Below are 16,850 nucleotides of genomic sequence, written 5' to 3'. Positions count from 1 at the left end.
ACGGGCCAAGAGATGATGATGGCGATGCTCGCGCAGAAGACGGCGGAGCAACCGTCCGCTCCCGCGGGAAATTACGAACACGAGGAAGGCTCTTCGTTGGGCTGGATCATCGGCGCGGGAGTCGCCGGCCTGGCCGTCGGCGCCGGAGTCGGCGCCCTCGCCGCCGGTTCGGGAGACAACGACAAGAAGGCCGAGGCCGCGCCCGCCGCCGCTCCAGCGACCGACGCCGGGCACCCGGCACAGCCGGGTGGCGGAGGAAGTACCCGAAGCGCGAATAGCGCGGAGGGTGCGGCCAAACCGACCCCTCAAAAGACGGCCGAGCCCTCGAAACCGGCGGCCGAATTCGGGACCGTCGGTCTGACCGACATGCTCTCGAAACCCAAGACGGACCGGAACGGGAACATCGCCTGGTCCGAGTCTCCGAAGGCCGCGAAGCCAACACCGAGCCCGGTGGCCGCGGCCAAATCTCCTGCGACCGCGACGCCTGCGGCCAAGGTGGACTTGTCGATGTTCCGCCCCCAGATCACTGTCCTGCCTGCGCCGGCAGAGACCGGGGCCGCCGGAACCGTCCTCCCGCCGCCGAGGCCCGACGAGGTGGCTGCCGGCGCCTCATTGCCGCCTCCGGCGGCCAGCACAGGAACGGACATCAGCCTCCTTGATCAATGAATTTGTGGGGAAAATTTATGGAAATGGACGACATCAGCCAAATCACGATGATTGAAAGATACGGAAACGGCCAGGTCGCGCTCCGCGACATTTGCGAAAAGTTCAAGATCCACCGGACGACCGTGTGGCGGCAGCTCAAGGCGCTCCGGTTGTTCGGCCGCGCCGGCCTCGTCCACAAGCTCAAGGGCCGACCGTCGAACCGCTCCAAGCCGGAAGAGATCCGCCGCCGCGTCCTCGAGGCCTGGGAGCAGGGGAACGCACCCCGCGAGCGCGGAATCCTGGGTTTCTACCGGAGCGCCATCCGGTTGAGCGACCTGAACGTCAGCTACACCACCGTCCGCCGCTGGCTGAAGTCGGCGGGGAAAACGGAATCGTAATCGGTCTATCCGACCGTCGCATCTCTATTGGCGTTTCTATTGAGAGCAACCTCCTAGTACGTTATCCGACAAGCGGGCCGGAGGTCGGAAGCGTGAACGTCATCGTCGTTCCATTTTCCAACGTCGTTTCCGCGGGCCCCTGGGGGCCGTTTTCGATCAACTCAGGTCTCTCGGCCCCCCTGGACGTTGAGGGTCTTCAGAGATCCACCACGTGGGAAGGGTGGGGCCACCTCGCGCCGACGACCCCAATCCTGCATCCCCTTTGGCGCGCCTGCGAGACGCCTCGCCAGACGGACCTTCGCCCCGTCATCCAATCCTTAAGCCTGCTCCCATCCCTGACCCGCTCTTTGCCGCTATCCGATCGGGTCTCCTATCTCCTCCGATTCGCGGGCCTCCTGGCCGGGAAGGGTCTGCCGGGAGAGGCGGAGACCGTCGCCGGGCTCGCCCAAGAATGCGCGCGACGGTCCGGTGGCAAGAACGACGTGGCGCGCGCCCTCATGAGCGTCGGCGAGGGGCTCAGGGAATGGGGCCGTCTTGAGACCGCGCGGGAGGTCTTTCGGGAGGCGATTGAGGTAATCGGGGACTTCCCCGAATCGGCCCGGACCAGGCTTCTCATCCCGCTCGCGGGCCGTCAGTTCCGGTCAGGCGACGAGGCGGCGCGCGAGACGCTCACCCAAGCGCTGAGGCTCATCGACAGCCACGGTCCGGGGCTACGGACGGAGCTCCGTGAACAGCTCGCCCTCGAGATGATCCGGGCGGACGAACTGGGACGGGCCCAAGGCACGATCGAGAAGATGCCGGCCGGCTATTACCGGATTCGGGCGACGAGCTATTGGGCCGCCGGTTGGGCGAGGGCGGGCGACCACGAGACCGCCCGCGCGATCTTCGAGGAGGCACGCGCCGCGATCCGCGAAGGGAAGGGGCTGAGCGGGCCCCTTTACGTCCACTACGCCCTCAAGGTTTTGGGGGAGCAGCTCCTCTTGTCGGGACCGGAGCACCGCGCGACGGCGTACGAGGTCGTGCTGGAGTCGCTCGCCACGATCCGCAAAGCGAACCCGGCGGACGTCACGTACTCGACCCAGGCGGCCGTCGACATGGCGAGGGCCCATCGGTTCGCGGAGGCCGCCGCCTTCATCCGGCGGGAGATCCGCGACCCGGGGCAGAGGTCTTCCGCCCTGGGAGGCTTGACCATCGAGCTTGCCAAGGCCCGGCGATTCGAAGAAGCCCGCGAACTCCTCCGGAGCGAGCGGCTCGCCGTGACCGACCGGTTCAACGCCCTCCACTGGCTCACGGCCCTGTTGACCCAGGCGGGGCCGGAATGGAGGGAAACGGCGGGTGAGGTCTTCGAGGAGTTCCGGAGATTCGTCGCAACCCACGAGTTCCCGGGCCGCGTTCAGGGCCTGATCCGGATCGGGAGGATCCGGGCTGAGAGGGGAGAGATCGACGAGGCAATGAAGGCGTTCGAGGAGGCGCGCGCCGCGGCCGCCACGCCCGCCGAACGGATTGACGCGGCGCTGGAACGGCTGGAAAGGATCGCCTTGCCCCGCTTCCCGGGCTCCCTTCCCGAGATCTTTTTTATGCTCCGCAAGGCCGCCTCCGATGGAGATCGGGGAAAAACCGCCCGGCTCGCGGCGCTGTTGGGATTCCGAGCCGGAGGGATCGACTACGCCCTGGACCATCTCCCGGCCTTGCCGGAGGAGGAGCGCGAGCGGGTGAGGGCCTGGGTTCACTACGGGGCGAGCCTCCTGCCGCGCGGGGCGGAGGCGGAAAAGGCGCTGGCCGCCGGACTGCAAGGGGTCTTGGAAGGAGCGAAGACCCCCGAGACCTTCTCCGTCGCCCTCCGCGCCCTTAGGAATCTTTCCCCGGTCGTCGTCGGGGCGGCCCTGGAGCGGATCCTCTGTTCGCACGGGAACGCCGATCCCACCCTCAAAAGCGGCTTGAATTGACTCCACCGGACGCTGCCGGCAACAAGGTGACGGCCGCCCAAATGATTTCATGGGAGGGGTTAGCCTCTCAGGAAAGTAAACCGGCAATTTCGTCGGGTAACGCGGTGACCGCGCGATTCAATGACTGCCGCCATCGTTTTCCACGATCTCTCGCATCCCGGAGCGCTTGCTTTAAGTCGGCAGGACGTTCTTGGGCGCAGGCGACGATCAATTGCCTCGCCTGGACCAGATCCTTTGCTCTCTTGGCGTCTTCCGCGACGGATCGCCGTACGCTGACGATCAGCTTGTGAATGGCAAAACGGGACGGATCTGGAATTGTCACGGGAATTCCTCCCCAGGGGCTGAGCAGCGCCACACGAATCGGCCTCTCAATCAGAAAATCCAGAAACGGCAGGGGTTCGGCCCCCACGTCCTTCAAACCCACGGCACGGCAGCCGGCCTTCGGCTTTCCCCTTTGCGGTATCAGGAAATCGACGCGAAGACCGTGCGGAGAGGCGAAGCGATTCGGCAAATTCTTAAGCGAGAGGGGAGGGATGGGCCGGAAATCGGCAGACAGGATTTCCATCGCGGGGACGTCGGACCTGTCGTCAGGCCGCAAAGTTTTGTCACCCACCACATCGATATCGAGGGTCTTCAGCGATTGTTTTTCAAAAAGGAATCCCAGGATGCCCGAATAGGCGGCAAAGGCGTGCGAGCCGACAAGAACTCCGCCGCGGTCAATGAGGCTCTTCTCGGAAAGGGACTCCAGGACGGTTGCGGCCGCTGCGTCTGCGAAGGGCAGGCCGGCGCGCCGAAGCGCCGCCGCCCGTCGTTCCTCGTCGTTCCTCATTTTCTTTAAAATCTCTCTTTCCCCCCTGCGCTTTTTTCGTGCTTCCACCACCTGGGCTTCGGTTTTTCCGTCCGTCCGCCCGAAATAAACCTGCTTGGCCTGACCCTCTTCATAACGCTGCAGATACCAATAGATTTTTCCCTTTACGGTTTTCCGAACGAAAGTTCCGCTCTCCTTGAGGGATTTCTCCAAGTCCATCCTCGCAAAAACGGATTCCTGGAATTCAGAGAAGAGGTTCCGAATGGCGAGGTCCAAAGACTCCATGTTATACGTTATATATATGTTTATTTACTAAATCAACGTATAACTCACTGCCCCCTCAAAGTCGTCGAACCTTCTATTTCGCGGCCGATCAATTGACTTCGTTCGTCCTCACTGGTTAAACATCCATGGATGTCGGATCGCATCGCCCAATTCATCGTCTTTTTCCCCGTTTTTCTCTTCTCGCTCTCGTTCCACGAGGCCGCCCACGCCTGGGCGGCGAACCGGCTGGGGGATCCGACGGCCAAGATGATGGGGCGGCTGACGCTCAATCCGCTCGCCCACATCGACTGGATCGGCACCGTCCTGTTTCCGCTCATGATGTTCCTGATGCCGGGTCTTCTCCTCTTCGGATGGGCCCGGCCCGTGCCGGTGGATCCCAGAAATTTGAGGGGAGGGCGGGTCGGCAACCTGAAGGTCTCGGCCGCTGGGCCGTTGGCCAACATCCTCCTGGCCTTGATCTTTGCGGGGATCATCCGCGCGATTCTCTATCTGGGCCTTGAGTCCCCGACGGTCGTTATCGTCGCCCAGATCCTCGACACGGGCGTCTTCTTGAACCTCATGCTCGCCTTCTTTAATTTGATCCCCATCCCGCCGCTGGACGGCAGCGGCATCCTGGCCGGCGTCCTGCCCGATCGCTACCTCGAGGGATACGAGCGCATCGCCCGGTACGGGTTCCTGATCCTCATCGCGGGACTTTACCTGGGCGTCTTTCGCATCTTGATCATTCCCATCTACGGCATCGCGAGGTTGATCCTGCCATGACCGAGACCGTGTACCCAGAATGGGTGGGCGAGGGAATGGTTGGAGCCGAGAGGCGGGAACCATGAGAATCGTTTCCGGCATGAGGCCGACCGGCCGGCTGCACTTGGGGCACTATCACGGCGTGCTCCGCAACTGGATCAAGCTCCAACAGGACTACGAATGTTTCTTCTTCGTGGCCGACCTGCACGGGCTCACGACCGAGTACGCCAAGCCGGAGATCGTGCGCGAGTCCAGCGGGCAAATCCTGCTCGACTGGCTCTCCGTTGGGCTGGATCCGGAGAAGGCGGTGATCTTCATCCAGTCCGACGTCAAGGAGCACGCGGAACTCCACTTGCTGCTTTCGATGATCACGCCGCTCGGCTGGCTCGAACGCGTGCCTTCCTACAAGGAAATGCAGCAGGAGCTCTCCACCAAGGACCTCTCGACGTACGGATTTTTGGGTTATCCGCTCCTGCAGACCGCCGACATCGCCCTCTACGACGGCCAGAAGGTGCCGGTGGGGCAGGATCAGGTCCCTCACATCGAGCTCTCGCGGGAGGTCGTCCGGAGGTTCAATTATCTTTACGGGGAAACGCTCGTCGAACCGCAGCCGCTCTTGACCGACGCCCCCAAACTCCTGGGGATGGACCGGCGGAAGATGAGCAAAAGCTACGACAACTGCCTGTACTTGAGCGACACCCCGGAGGCCATCGACAAGAAGGTCCGCTCGGCGATCACCGATCCCGCCCGGATCCGCAAGGACGACCCGGGCAACCCCGAGATCTGCCTCATCTTCGACTACCACAAGCTCCACAGCCGGCCGGACGTGGTCGAGACGGTGGACCGGGACTGCCGATCGGCCAAGCTGGGCTGCGTGGAGGATAAAAAGAACATGGCCGCCGCGATCAACGCCTTCCTGGACCCGATCCGCGCGCGCCGCGCCGACTACGAGAAGGATCCGGGAATGATCCACGCCATCTTGGAGCGAGGGACGGTGCGCGCCCGCGACGTCGCGGCGGCGACGCTCGCCCGCGTGCGGAAGGCCATGAGGTTCTGATGGAACGCGTTCAGCTCGAAGTCTTCGAAGGCCCGCTGGATCTCCTCCTTCACCTCATCAAGAAGGAGGATCTGGACATCTACGACATCCCGATCTCGCGGCTTCTCGATCAATACCTCCAGTACCTGCAGCTCGCCCAGGAGTTGGACATCGACCTCGCCGGCGAGTTCGTCGAGATGGCCTCGGAACTCACCTATATCAAGTCGAAGATGCTCCTGCCGGAGCCGCCGCCGGAGGAGGAAGAGGGGCCGGACCCCCGCGCCGAGCTCATCCGGCGCCTGCTCGAATACCAGCGCTACAAGGCGGCCGCCCGCTCCCTGATCTCGCGGCCCCTCCTCGGCACGGACGTCTTCGCCCGCCCGCCGGAGGAAGCGGACGAGTCCGGCGCGGAGATGACGATCGAGGCCGACACGCTCTCGCTCATCTCCGCCTTTCAGGACCTGCTCAAGCGCCTGCCCAAGGACGCCGTCCACGAGATCAGCAGGCCGCGGACGGGCGTCTCGGAGCGCATCTTGGAATTGACCGAACTCTTGAAGACTCGGGATCAGGTCGCGTTCGAAGACCTGTTCGCCGGCGAAAAGACACGCGGCGATCTGGTCATCACCTTCCTGGCCATCTTGGAGATGGCCAAGCAGCACCTGCTCCGGATCGTCCAGGAAAAGGTCTTTCACCGGATCGTCGTCCGTGCCCTGGTGACGGAAGAGGAGACCCATGGAAACACAACCGACCAACCCTAAATTAGAGGAAATTCTCGAAACCCTGATCTTCGTTTCCGGGCGCCCTTTGGGAACGAGCGAGATGATCGAGGCGACGGGGGCCTCCCGCAAGGAGCTCGAAGAAGCGCTCGCATCGCTCGAACGGGAATGGGAGGAGAGGGGACGCGGCATCCAGCTGATCCGCGTGGCCGAAGGCTACGAGTTCCGCTCGCGCTTGGGCCTGGCCCCGTGGATCAAGGCGCTCAACCGGCCCAAGCCTCAGAGGCTCTCCGTCGCCGGGATCGAGACGCTCGCCTTGATCGCCTACCGGCAGCCGGTCACCCGCTCGGACATCGAGTCCGTCCGGGGCGTGGACAGCGGGGGGGTTCTCAAGAGCTTGACCGACCGCCGCCTGATCAAGTGCGTGGGACGCAAGGAAGAAGCCGGCCGGCCGCTGCTTTACGCCACGACCTCGGAGTTTTTGGAGCTCTTCGGCCTCAAGGACCTCGCCGACCTCCCGCCTCTGCAGGAATTCGAGGAAATGGCCAAGTCGCAGGCCGCCGTCGCCGCCGAGGAGCAGGGGCTGGACGTCGCCGACCTGATCACGACGCCGGAGGAATTGGGCCAAGTCGCCGAAGAAGACCGGCTGGCCCTCGAAGAACTCGACGCCAAACTGAAGGATTTGAAGGACGCCGAAAAGGCCGCCGTGGAGGCGACGACGACTCCGGAAACGACTCCCGGGTCAGGCGTGAATGGTCCCGCCTCCGAGACCTAGCGCCGCCTCCTTCACCGCTTCGGCGAGCGTCGGATGGGCGTGGCAGGTCCGCGCGATGTCCTCCGCCGAGGCCGAATACCCCATCGCCAAGACGAGCTCCGCGATCATGTCCGAGGCCCGCGGCGCGATGATGTGGGCGCCGAGCAACCGGTCCGTCTTCTTGTCCGCCACGAGTTTCACGAAGCCGTCGCGTTCGCCCATGGCGATCGAACGCCCATTGGCCAGCATCGAAAACTTGTGCGTCTTGACCTCGAATCCCTTTAGCTTGGCCTCTTCCTCCGTAAGGCCCACCGAGGCAACCTCCGGGTGCGTGTAGACCACGCTCGGGATCGCCCCGTAATTCACGTGTCCCGCCTGCCCGGCGAGCATCTCGACGACCGCCGTGCCTTCCTCCATCGCCTTGTGCGCGAGCATGGGGCCCGCGATGACGTCGCCCACGGCGTAAATCCCTTCGACGGAGGTCTGGTACTTCGGATCGACGACGATCCGGCCCTTCTCGTCTAACTGAACGCCGGCCTCCTTGAGACCCAGCCCTTCGGTGTACGGTTTCCGGCCGACGGCCATCAGGACGACGTCGGCGTCGATGGCGGCCTCGCCGCCCTTGGGGTCGATCACGTGGACGACCGCCGTCCCGTCCTTCTTCACCTCGGTCTCCTTGACCTTCGTTTTGACACTGAACTTCATACCCTGTTTTTCGAGGATGCGGTGGAGGCCGCGCGAGAGGTCGGCGTCCATGAGGGGCACGATCCGGTCCATGGCTTCCAGAACGACGACCTCGCTGCCCAAACGGAGGTAGACCGACCCGATCTCCAGGCCGATGTAGCCCCCCCCGATGATGACGAGCTTTTTCGGGATCTGCGGGAGGGAGAGGGCGCCGGTGGAGTCGACGACGCGGACACCGTCCAGTGCGACGCCGGGGATCGAGATCGGCTGGCTGCCGGTGGCGATCAGGATGTGGCGCGCCTTCAACGGCACTTCTTCCTTGTCCCGGGTCACGGTGACGATCTTGTCCTTCTGGGTCTTCTCGTTGATCCGCGCCTGGCCCAGGACGTGGGTCACTTTGTTCTTCTTGAAGAGGGCCGCCACGCCGCCGGTGAGCTGCGCGACGACCTTGTCCTTCCGCTCCATGAATTTTCCAAAATCGACGGACGCCCCTTGGACGGCGATCCCGTGGTCCGCCATCCTGCGCTGGAGGAAGGCATAGTGCTCGGAAGATTCGAGGAGGGCCTTGCTGGGGATGCACCCGACGTTGAGGCAGGTTCCTCCGAGCGTCCTTTCCTTCTCGACGCAGGCGACCTTCATTCCGAGTTGCGAGGCGCGGATCGCGGCCACGTAGCCTGCCGGTCCGGCGCCGATGACGATCAGGTCGAATTCTTGGATGTCCGGCATGGTGACCTCCTTACAACTCTTTCTCATGAACGACGAGCGAAAGATTCTCGATGTCGCCCGTGTTCAGCGAGTTGAAAAAGCTTGGCATGCTTTTCGGCTTCGCCTCCAAGCACTTCCTCGGCCGCGCGCCCTGGACGGGCGCCCGGCCTCGGTCGTGGGCCGCAGCGTATAGCAAGAGCGGTTGACAAAGCGCAACCGCTTCCACTATCACAGCCGGACTGATCGCGGGGTGGAGCAGTCCGGTAGCTCGCCGGGCTCATAACCCGGAGGTCGCAGGTTCAAATCCTGCCCCCGCTACCACCAACGTATATGCGCCGCTCCCCGGTGACCCCGGGGACGGCGATGTACGAATCATCCAGCAAGATCCCAGCCTTCGCGAATGCCTCACCGACTTTTGGCTTGAACCGTTCGAACGAATGTTTACAACTTGGACCATGAGTGACGCTTCCGATTCGGCGGCAAACGCCACCATGACACTGCCCGGCGACGCACCGCCCCTGAGAGAGCGCCGCAACCGGGTTGTTCAAGTCAGGAGCTTTGGCGGTCCCGACGGGCTGGAGGTGGTCGACGCTCCCGTGCCGACGGCCGGCCGCGGCGAGGTGAGGGTCCGCGTGCTCGCCTCGGGCCTGGAGTACACCGACGTGGTGATCCGGCGCCACCTCTACCCGCAAACGATGAGCCTCCGGCCTCCCTTCGTGATGGGCTATGATGTCATCGGTGTCATCGATCAGCTCGGCGAAGGCGTGAGCGGCTTTCAGCTTGGTGACCGCGTGGCCGATATGACGGTCCTTGGGTCGAACGCAGCCTATCGCACGCTCCGGGCCGACCACCTGACCCGCGTGCCGGCGGGCGCCGACGCGGCGGAGGCGGCCGCGCTGATCTTGAGCTGGACTACCGCCTACCAGCTCCTTCACCGCGCGGCCCGGGTGCGGCAAGGACAGCGAGTGCTCGTGCAGGGAGCCGCCGGCGCCGTCGGCCAGGCGCTGTGCGTGCTCGGCAGGCAGGCCGGACTGGAGCTGTGGGGCACCGCGCGCGGCGCGCACGCGTCGCTAATCCGCGAGCTCGGCGCGACGCCGATCGACTACCAACGGGAAGACTTCACGCGCGTCCTGGTGGGCGGGTTCGACGTCGTCTTCGACGGGGTCGGCGAGGACGGTTATCGTCGTTCGTTTGCGGCGCTCAAGCGCGGCGGCCTGCTCTGCGCCTACGGCTACACGGCGGGCGTGCAGCCGCAGCGTCGCCCGCTCGCGATCTTGATGTGGCTGGCGCGCCAGTCTCTCCAGTCTCTATGGAAGTGGTTGCGTGACGGCAAGCGCACCCGCGTCTACTCGATCAACCTGATGCGGGCGCGACATCCCGCCTGGTTTCGGGAGGACCTGGAGCGGCTCTTCGGCCTGTTGTCCACTCGCTCCATCCGGCCGCGCGTCGCCGAGCGGATCTCCTTCGACGAGGTCGCCGAGGCGCACCGACGTCTTGAGGCGGGCGGTCTCGAGGGCAAGATCGTCCTGTGCCCGGAGCTCCCGTCGCGGCGCGACCGGGCAGCGACTTAGCGAAGGCCGGCGCCCCGGTGCAAAAATAAAAAACTCACGTCGCATCGTCGCGGGCTTTTTTGGCGAAAAATCCGAGAAAAGGTTTGACGATCACCGCCCAAGTGTATAAATTTTAAGATGTTCATGCGGTAAAGACAAAAATAGATGCCTCAGACGAGCGTCAAAGAAATTCCCCTCACAAACGGAAACGGTCACGGTCTCCCGAAGGACGTGAAATCCTGGAAGGTCGAAGACTCCGTCCGACTTTACAACATCGACAACTGGGGCTCGGGTTATTTTTCCGCGGATGAGGCGGGGGAGGTGGTGTGCCGCCCCATCCAGCAGGACGGGCCCAGCATCTCCCTCATGTCCGTCATCAAGGTGGCCAAGGAGGCGGGTCTCACGTTTCCGCTGCAGATCCGTTTTCAGGACCTCCTGCACCACCGCGTGCGGTCGATCAACCTGGCCTTCCGCAACGCCGTCGAGGAGCACAAGTACCAGAACGTCTACCGGGGCGTCTTCCCGATCAAGGTCAACCAGCTTCGCGAGGTGGTGGAGGAGATCCTCGACGCCGGACGCGAGTTCAACCACGGGCTGGAAGTGGGCAGCAAACCGGAACTCGTCGCGGCCCTGGCGGTCAACGACAATCCGGAGAGCCTGATCGTCTGCAACGGCTACAAGGACAATCACTTCATCCGTCTGGCGCTGTTGGGGCAGAAGGTCGGGCGCAAGATCATTCTCGTCATGGAGAAGGTGGACGAGCTCGAGCGCGTGATCCAGGTGGCCCGGCAGATGGAGGTGGAGCCGATGGTGGGGATCCGCATCCGTTTGAACAGCAAAGGGGCGGGGAAGTGGGCGGAATCCAGCGGCGACACCGCCAAGTTCGGGCTCTCCGCGGCCGAGGCCCTGGAGGCCTGGGAAGTCCTGCAGGAGAGCGGCTTCGGCAACAGCCTGAAGATGATCCATTTCCACATCGGGTCCCAGGTGCCGGACATCATGCACTTCAAGCAGGCGGCCCGTGAGGCCGCGCGGTATTACGCCAAATTCCTCCAGATCGGCGCCAAGATCGAATACATCGACGTGGGGGGCGGTCTCGCCATCGACTACGACGGATCGGGGACGACGTTCCATTCCTCGATGAACTATTCGCTGGACGAGTACGCCAGCACGATCGTCTACAACATCCGCGACGTCTGCGACGAGGAGAAGGTGCCGCACCCGGCGATTGTCTCGGAATCCGGGCGTTCCACGGTCGCGCACCACACGGTGCTGGTCGTCGAGGCCTTCGCCAACGTCGAAAAGAGCCGCGAGTCAAAGCTCATGTCGATCAACGCGGACGACAAGGAGCACAAGGTCATTCGCGACATGCTCTCGATCCGGCGCAAGCTTCCCCACAAGAAGAACGTCCTGGAGCTTTACCACGCCCTCCAGCAGGTCAAGGAGGAGGCGACGGGGCTCTTCGACGTGGGGCTGCTGGACTTGGTCGCCAAGGCCAAGGTCGAAAATCTCTATTGGCAGCTGGCCGAACAGATCGTGAACAAGTTCCAGCAGAACGGCCATGTCCCGGAGGAGATCTCGGATTTGGCGAACACGCTGTCCGACCAATACGTCTGCAATTTCTCGATCTTCCAGTCTCTCCTGGACAACTGGGCGATCGGTCAGCTTTTCCCCATCATCCCGATCCACCGCTTGAACGAGATGCCGGACAACCGGGCGACGCTCGTGGACATCACCTGCGATTCGGAAGGCAAGATCGACGAGTTCATCGACGTCCAGGACGTGAAGGAGTCGTTGCCGCTGCATTCCTTCGGTCCCGGAAGCAAGAATGACCCTTATTACCTGGGTTTCTTCCTGATCGGGGCCTATCAGGACATCATGGGCGACCAGCACAATCTCTTCGGGCGGACGAACGAGGTCCACGTCTTCCTGGACCCGGACGAGGAGAGCGGCTTCTACGTGGAGGAGGTGATTCCCGGCTCCACCGTGGAGCAGGTCCTGAACAACACCCAATACGACCCGAACGACCTGGTCCGGAAGTTCAAGGCGGTGGTGGATGCCGCGATCAAGGAAGACCGGATCAAACCCACCTTGGGGATGAGGCTCCTGGATGAGTACCGGAAGGCGCTGACGGATTACACGTATTTATCGGACGGGCAGTTCTAAATAACGAGGGGCGAACACGAGGTTCGCCCCTACGCCATATCCAGAGTTGTCGTATAAGATATATTATGTAAACTATTTCTTGCCGCCCAGGATCTTATACATCCCCGTCCCGCATTTGCCGCATTTGCCCTGCATGGCCTTCCGGCCGTTTTTCATTTCAACTTCCTTGGCCTCGACCATCTCTTGTTTCGCCTTGCACTTCACGCAGTAAGCCTCCACTTTATCGTTCATGCAGCCTCCTTGAATAAGATCAACGTTAATGGGTACCGGCGTTCGCGACGTGTCTGTCTTTTACCACTTGGTGGTAGTCTTGCATAGCCTTGACCTCGAGCCCTCGCTTCATCATCGTCTCGATCCCCTCGACCGCCGCCACGGCGGCCGCGGCCGTGGTGAAATACGGGACGTTCTTCATGAGGGCCGTCCTCCGGATCGAGAACGAATCCATGGCGGATAGCCGTCCCTCGGGCGTGTTGATGACGAGCGCAATCTCCCCCTTTTCGAGGCGGTCCACGATATGCGGGCTGCCCTCGGTCACCTTGTTGACGGCTTGAACCGCGTTCAGCCCGTGCTCCCTCAAAAATAACGCCGTTCCCTTGGTGGCGACGACCTTGAAACCCAGGGCCAGAAGCCTCCGGGCCGCCTCCAAGACCGCCGGCTTGTCCTCGTTCCGGACGCTCAAGAAGGCCGTGCCCGAGGACGGCAGATTCGTCCCCGCGGCGAGCTGCGACTTGGCGAAGGCCTCCCCAAAACCGTCGGCGATCCCCATCACCTCGCCCGTCGACTTCATTTCGGGACCCAGGAGCGTGTCGACGCCCGCGAACTTGCTGAAGGGAAAGACCGACTCCTTGATCGCCACGTACGGGAGGCTGAGCGGCGCTTGGAGGGGGAATTCCGCGAGTTTGTGGCCGACCATGAGGAGCGAGGCGATCTTGGCCAAGGGACTGCCCACCGCCTTCGAGACGAACGGCACCGTCCGCGACGCCCTGGGATTCACCTCCAGGACGTACAAATCCCCGACCCCCTCCTTATAAACGACGGCGAATTGGACGTTCATGAGCCCCACCACCTTGAGCTCCTGGGCCATGCGGACGCTCCAGTCTTGGACTTGCGCCAGGATGTCCGCCGTCAGCGAGCGCGGCGGCAGGCTCATGGCGCTGTCGCCCGAGTGGATGCCCGCCTCCTCGATGTGCTCCAGGATCCCGGCCACGAAAACGGTCCCGTCCTTGTCCGCCAGCGCGTCGACGTCGACTTCCAGCGCCCCGTCCAGGAATTGATCGACCAGGACCGGCAGGCTCGCGCGCTCCCGATCCATGTAGTCCTTGAGCCCCTTCGAATCATAGACGATCTCCATCGCGCGCCCTCCCAGGACGTACGACGGCCGCACGAGCACGGGGTAACCGATCGACTCGGCGACCTTTACCGCCTCGTCGACGGAACGCGCCATCCCGTTCCGGGGCTGACGCAGGCCCAGCTTGCGGATCATCTGAGCGAACAGTTCGCGGTCCTCCGCCCGGTTGATGGATTCGGGGGACGTGCCGATGATCGGCGCCCCCGCCTTCTTGAGGCTGACGGCGAGCTTGAGGGGCGTCTGACCGCCAAATTGGACGATGACGCCGTCCGGCTTCTCCGCCTCCACGATGTTCATGACGTCCTCGTAGGTGAGAGGCTCGAAATACAGGCGGTCGGAGACATCGTAGTCGGTCGAGACCGTCTCCGGGTTGCAATTGACCATGATGGTCTCGTAACCATCCTCCCGCAGCGCGAAGCTCGCGTGCACGCAGCAGTAGTCGAATTCGATGCCCTGCCCGATCCGGTTCGGGCCCCCGCCCAGGATGACGATCTTCTTGCGCTTCGTCACGGCCGCCTCGTCCTCGGTCTCGTAGGTCGAATAGAGATAAGGCGTGTAGGCCTTGAACTCCGCGGCGCAGGTATCGACGATCTTGTAGACAGGTATTATCTTATTTATTTTCCGTAGCTTACGGACACTTTTCTCATCCATTTTCCAGAGGTCCGCCAGGCGGCTGTCGGAGAAGCCCCGGCGCTTGGCCTCGGCCAGGAGAGGCGCGGTGACCCGGCCCCTCCCCGCCTTCAATTTGCCTTCGAACGAGACGATGTCGCGGATGTGCGTCAAGAACCAAGGATCGATCTTGGTCGCCTTGAAGACCTCCGCGACGCTGCACCTCCGCCGGAAGGCCTCCGCGACGTAAAAGATCCTCTCGGGCCGGGGCGTCTCGATGTGCTTCAGGAGGGCCTTCTTGGTCATCATAGGGGCTCGCGTCGCCCCCTCCGTCGGCCGAGCCGCCGGAGCCTCCCCCTCAATCAGAGTAAGACCGTACCGACCAATTTCTAGGGAGCGGATCGCCTTCTGGAGGGATTCCTGAAACGTCCGCCCGATCGCCTTCGCCTCCCCCACCGATTTCATCTGCGTGGTCAGGACGGGCTCGGCCTGCTTGAATTTCTCGAATGTGAAACGCGGGATCTTGGTCACCACGTAATCGATCGTCGGCTCGAACGACGCCGGCGTCGAACGGGTGATGTCGTTCAGGATCTCGTCGAGCGTGTACCCGACGGCGAGCTTCGTCGCGATCTTGGCGATCGGGAAGCCCGTTGCCTTCGAGGCGAGCGCGGAGCTCCGCGACACGCGAGGGTTCATCTCGATCACCACCATCCTCCCGTCCTTGGGATTGACGCCGAACTGGATGTTGGACCCCCCCGTATCGACGCCGATCTCGCGGATCACCCGGATCGCCGCGTCCCGCATGACCTGGTATTCCTTGTCGGTGAGCGTCTGTTGGGGCGCGACGGTGATGGAGTCCCCCGTGTGGACGCCCATGGGGTCCAAATTTTCGATCGAGCAGATGATGACGACGTTGTCCTTCCGGTCGCGCATCACCTCGAGCTCGTACTCCTTCCACCCCAAGACGGACTCCTCGATCAAGACCTGGCTCACGGGGCTCGCGGCCAGCCCCCGGGACACGATGTCCACGAACTCCTTCCGGTCGCGGGCGATGCCGCCGCCGGTGCCGCCCATGGTGAACGAAGGACGGATGATGGCGGGAAACCCGACCTGTTTGAGGATGCCCAGGGCCTCCGCGAGCGTGGTGGCGAAGCCGCTTTGCGGCAGCTCCAAGCCGATCTTCTGCATCGCCTCCTTGAAGAGCTTGCGGTCCTCGGCCTTCTTGATGGCTGGCAGTTTCGCGCCGATCAGCTCCACGCCGTATTTTTCCAGAACGCCGGACTCGGCCAGGGCGACCGCGGTGTTGAGCCCCGTCTGCCCTCCCAGCGTGGGGAGCAGAGCGTCCGGGCGCTCCTTTTCGACGATCTTCGCGACCATCTCCGGCGTCATCGGCTCGATGTAGGTCCGGTCGGCGAACTCGGGGTCGGTCATGATGGTCGCCGGGTTGGAGTTGACGAGGATGACGGTGTAGCCCTCCTCCTTGAGGGCCCGGCAGGCCTGAGTCCCCGAATAGTCGAACTCGCAGGCCTGGCCGATGATGATCGGTCCGGACCCGATGATCATGATCTTTTGGATGTCGGTGCGTTTCGGCATTCCCCTACCCCTTCATCATTTTCACAAATCGTTCGAACAAATAATGCGCATCATGCGGCCCCGGCGAGGCCTCGGGGTGATACTGCACGGAAAACGCCGGCACCTTCGAAAGCTTCAAGCCCTCGACCGTCTTGTCGTTCAGGTTCACGTGCGTCAGCACCGCCTTCCCTTTGAGGGAGTCCGTGTCGACGGCGAATCCATGGTTCTGAGCCGTGATCTCGACCTTGTTCGTCTCCAAGTCCATCACGGGCTGGTTGCCTCCGTGGTGGCCGAACTTGAGCTTGTAGGTCTTGCCGCCCAGGGCGAGACCGAGGAGCTGGTGCCCCAGACAGATCCCGAAGATGGGGACCTTGCCAACTAAATCCCGGATAGTGTCGATCGCGTAGGTCACGGGCTCGGGATCGCCGGGGCCATTCGAGAGGAAGACCCCGTCGGGCCTCTTCGCCAGCACCTCTTGGGCGGTCGTGCCGGCGGGGACGACGGTGACGTCGCAGCCGGCGTCCACAAGATTTCTCAAAATATTTCTTTTAATTCCAAAATCATAGGCAATGACTTTAAACTTCTTCTTTAGGTCTATCTTCCTTCCTTTATATCCCTTCTCCAACGTCCAGGCCCCTTCGGTCCACCGATAGGGCTTCTTGCAGGTAACCTCCCGAACGAGGTCGCGGCCGACCATCCCTTGCGCCGCCCTCACCTTCCGAAGAAGCCGTTTCCGGTCAAAATCCTTCGTCGAGAGGATACCCGTCTTTGAGCCGTGGTCGCGCAGGTGGCGCGTGAGCGCGCGGGTGTCGACCCCCTCGATGGCGACGATCTTGTTCCTCTTAAGGTAGGAATGAAGCGGCTCGCGGGACCGGAAATTGGACGGGGCC

At 62.9% G+C, this 16,850-nt stretch carries 14 protein-coding genes and 1 tRNA gene; 10 read left to right on the top strand and 5 right to left on the bottom strand.

The features are described 5' to 3' along the window. From VLJ37_07885 to VLJ37_07875, 3 genes are all read left to right on the top strand, one after another. Positions 1 to 666 (top strand): hypothetical protein (locus tag VLJ37_07885; GenBank protein ID HSA59588.1); only part of this gene is annotated, 666 nt, incomplete at its 5' end. Positions 667 to 689: 23 nt separating this feature from the next. Beyond that, entirely contained in the window at positions 690 to 1,043 is a 354-nt protein-coding gene (locus VLJ37_07880) for an HTH domain-containing protein (protein ID HSA59587.1), read from the top strand. 92 nt (positions 1,044 to 1,135) lie between these two features. Next, the gene (locus VLJ37_07875) at positions 1,136 to 2,989 is read left to right on the top strand and encodes a hypothetical protein (protein HSA59586.1); all 1,854 of its coding nucleotides are present in this window, start codon (positions 1,136 to 1,138) and stop codon (positions 2,987 to 2,989) included. A 67-nt stretch (positions 2,990 to 3,056) separates the two neighbouring features. Here VLJ37_07875 and VLJ37_07870 read toward each other — a convergent pair whose 3' ends face one another. After that, complete coding sequence (locus VLJ37_07870) at positions 3,057 to 4,073, bottom strand: GSU2403 family nucleotidyltransferase fold protein (protein ID HSA59585.1); 1,017 nt, start codon at positions 4,071 to 4,073, stop codon at positions 3,057 to 3,059. A 138-nt stretch (positions 4,074 to 4,211) separates the two neighbouring features. On the opposite strand from VLJ37_07870, the gene VLJ37_07865 reads away from it, so the two are divergent. The 4 genes from VLJ37_07865 to scpB all read left to right on the top strand — a co-directional run bounded on the left by VLJ37_07865 (position 4,212) and on the right by scpB (position 7,350). Further along, positions 4,212 to 4,844: a site-2 protease family protein gene (locus VLJ37_07865; GenBank protein HSA59584.1), complete on the top strand. Its 633-nt coding sequence runs from the start codon at positions 4,212 to 4,214 to the stop codon at positions 4,842 to 4,844. Positions 4,845 to 4,905: 61 nt separating this feature from the next. Then, positions 4,906 to 5,880: a tryptophan--tRNA ligase gene (gene trpS / locus VLJ37_07860; GenBank protein HSA59583.1), complete on the top strand. Its 975-nt coding sequence runs from the start codon at positions 4,906 to 4,908 to the stop codon at positions 5,878 to 5,880. Further along, on the top strand, positions 5,880 to 6,617 hold the full coding sequence (locus VLJ37_07855; protein HSA59582.1) for a segregation/condensation protein A: 738 nt from the start codon (positions 5,880 to 5,882) through the stop codon (positions 6,615 to 6,617). The genes trpS and VLJ37_07855 overlap by 1 nt, the downstream gene beginning before the upstream one ends. Beyond that, positions 6,592 to 7,350, top strand: coding sequence for an SMC-Scp complex subunit ScpB (gene scpB, locus VLJ37_07850; GenBank protein ID HSA59581.1), 759 nt, complete (start codon positions 6,592 to 6,594; stop codon positions 7,348 to 7,350). Before VLJ37_07855 ends, scpB begins: the two co-directional genes overlap by 26 nt. Here the strand turns inward: scpB and lpdA are convergent. Continuing rightward, positions 7,318 to 8,739 (bottom strand): dihydrolipoyl dehydrogenase, encoded by a 1,422-nt coding sequence (gene lpdA / locus VLJ37_07845; protein HSA59580.1) that lies wholly within the window; start codon positions 8,737 to 8,739, stop codon positions 7,318 to 7,320. The genes scpB and lpdA overlap by 33 nt on opposite strands. A 223-nt stretch (positions 8,740 to 8,962) precedes the next feature. On the opposite strand from lpdA, the gene VLJ37_07840 reads away from it, so the two are divergent. The 3 genes from VLJ37_07840 (at position 8,963) to speA (ending at position 12,431) form a co-directional block, all read left to right on the top strand. Then, positions 8,963 to 9,039, top strand: a tRNA-Met gene (locus tag VLJ37_07840). 134 nt (positions 9,040 to 9,173) lie between these two features. Further along, entirely contained in the window at positions 9,174 to 10,289 is a 1,116-nt protein-coding gene (locus VLJ37_07835) for a medium chain dehydrogenase/reductase family protein (protein HSA59579.1), read from the top strand. 144 nt (positions 10,290 to 10,433) lie between these two features. Continuing rightward, complete coding sequence (speA, locus tag VLJ37_07830; GenBank protein ID HSA59578.1) at positions 10,434 to 12,431, top strand: biosynthetic arginine decarboxylase; 1,998 nt, start codon at positions 10,434 to 10,436, stop codon at positions 12,429 to 12,431. Positions 12,432 to 12,503: 72 nt separating this feature from the next. Here speA and VLJ37_07825 read toward each other — a convergent pair whose 3' ends face one another. The 3 genes from VLJ37_07825 to carA form a co-directional block, all read right to left on the bottom strand. Beyond that, the gene (locus VLJ37_07825) at positions 12,504 to 12,662 is read right to left on the bottom strand and encodes a DUF5679 domain-containing protein (protein HSA59577.1); all 159 of its coding nucleotides are present in this window, start codon (positions 12,660 to 12,662) and stop codon (positions 12,504 to 12,506) included. A gap of 25 nt (positions 12,663 to 12,687) precedes the next feature. Then, a complete protein-coding gene (carB, locus tag VLJ37_07820) occupies positions 12,688 to 15,981 on the bottom strand; it encodes a carbamoyl-phosphate synthase large subunit (protein HSA59576.1) in 3,294 nt (1,097 codons plus the stop codon). Positions 15,982 to 15,985: 4 nt separating this feature from the next. Then, positions 15,986 to 16,850 (bottom strand): glutamine-hydrolyzing carbamoyl-phosphate synthase small subunit (gene carA, locus VLJ37_07815; protein ID HSA59575.1); only part of this gene is annotated, 865 nt, incomplete at its 5' end.

The sequence above is a fragment of the bacterium genome (assembly GCA_035454885.1).
Taxonomy (GTDB): domain Bacteria; phylum UBA10199; class UBA10199; order JACPAL01.
This window is presented reverse-complemented; position numbering and strand designations above follow the sequence as displayed.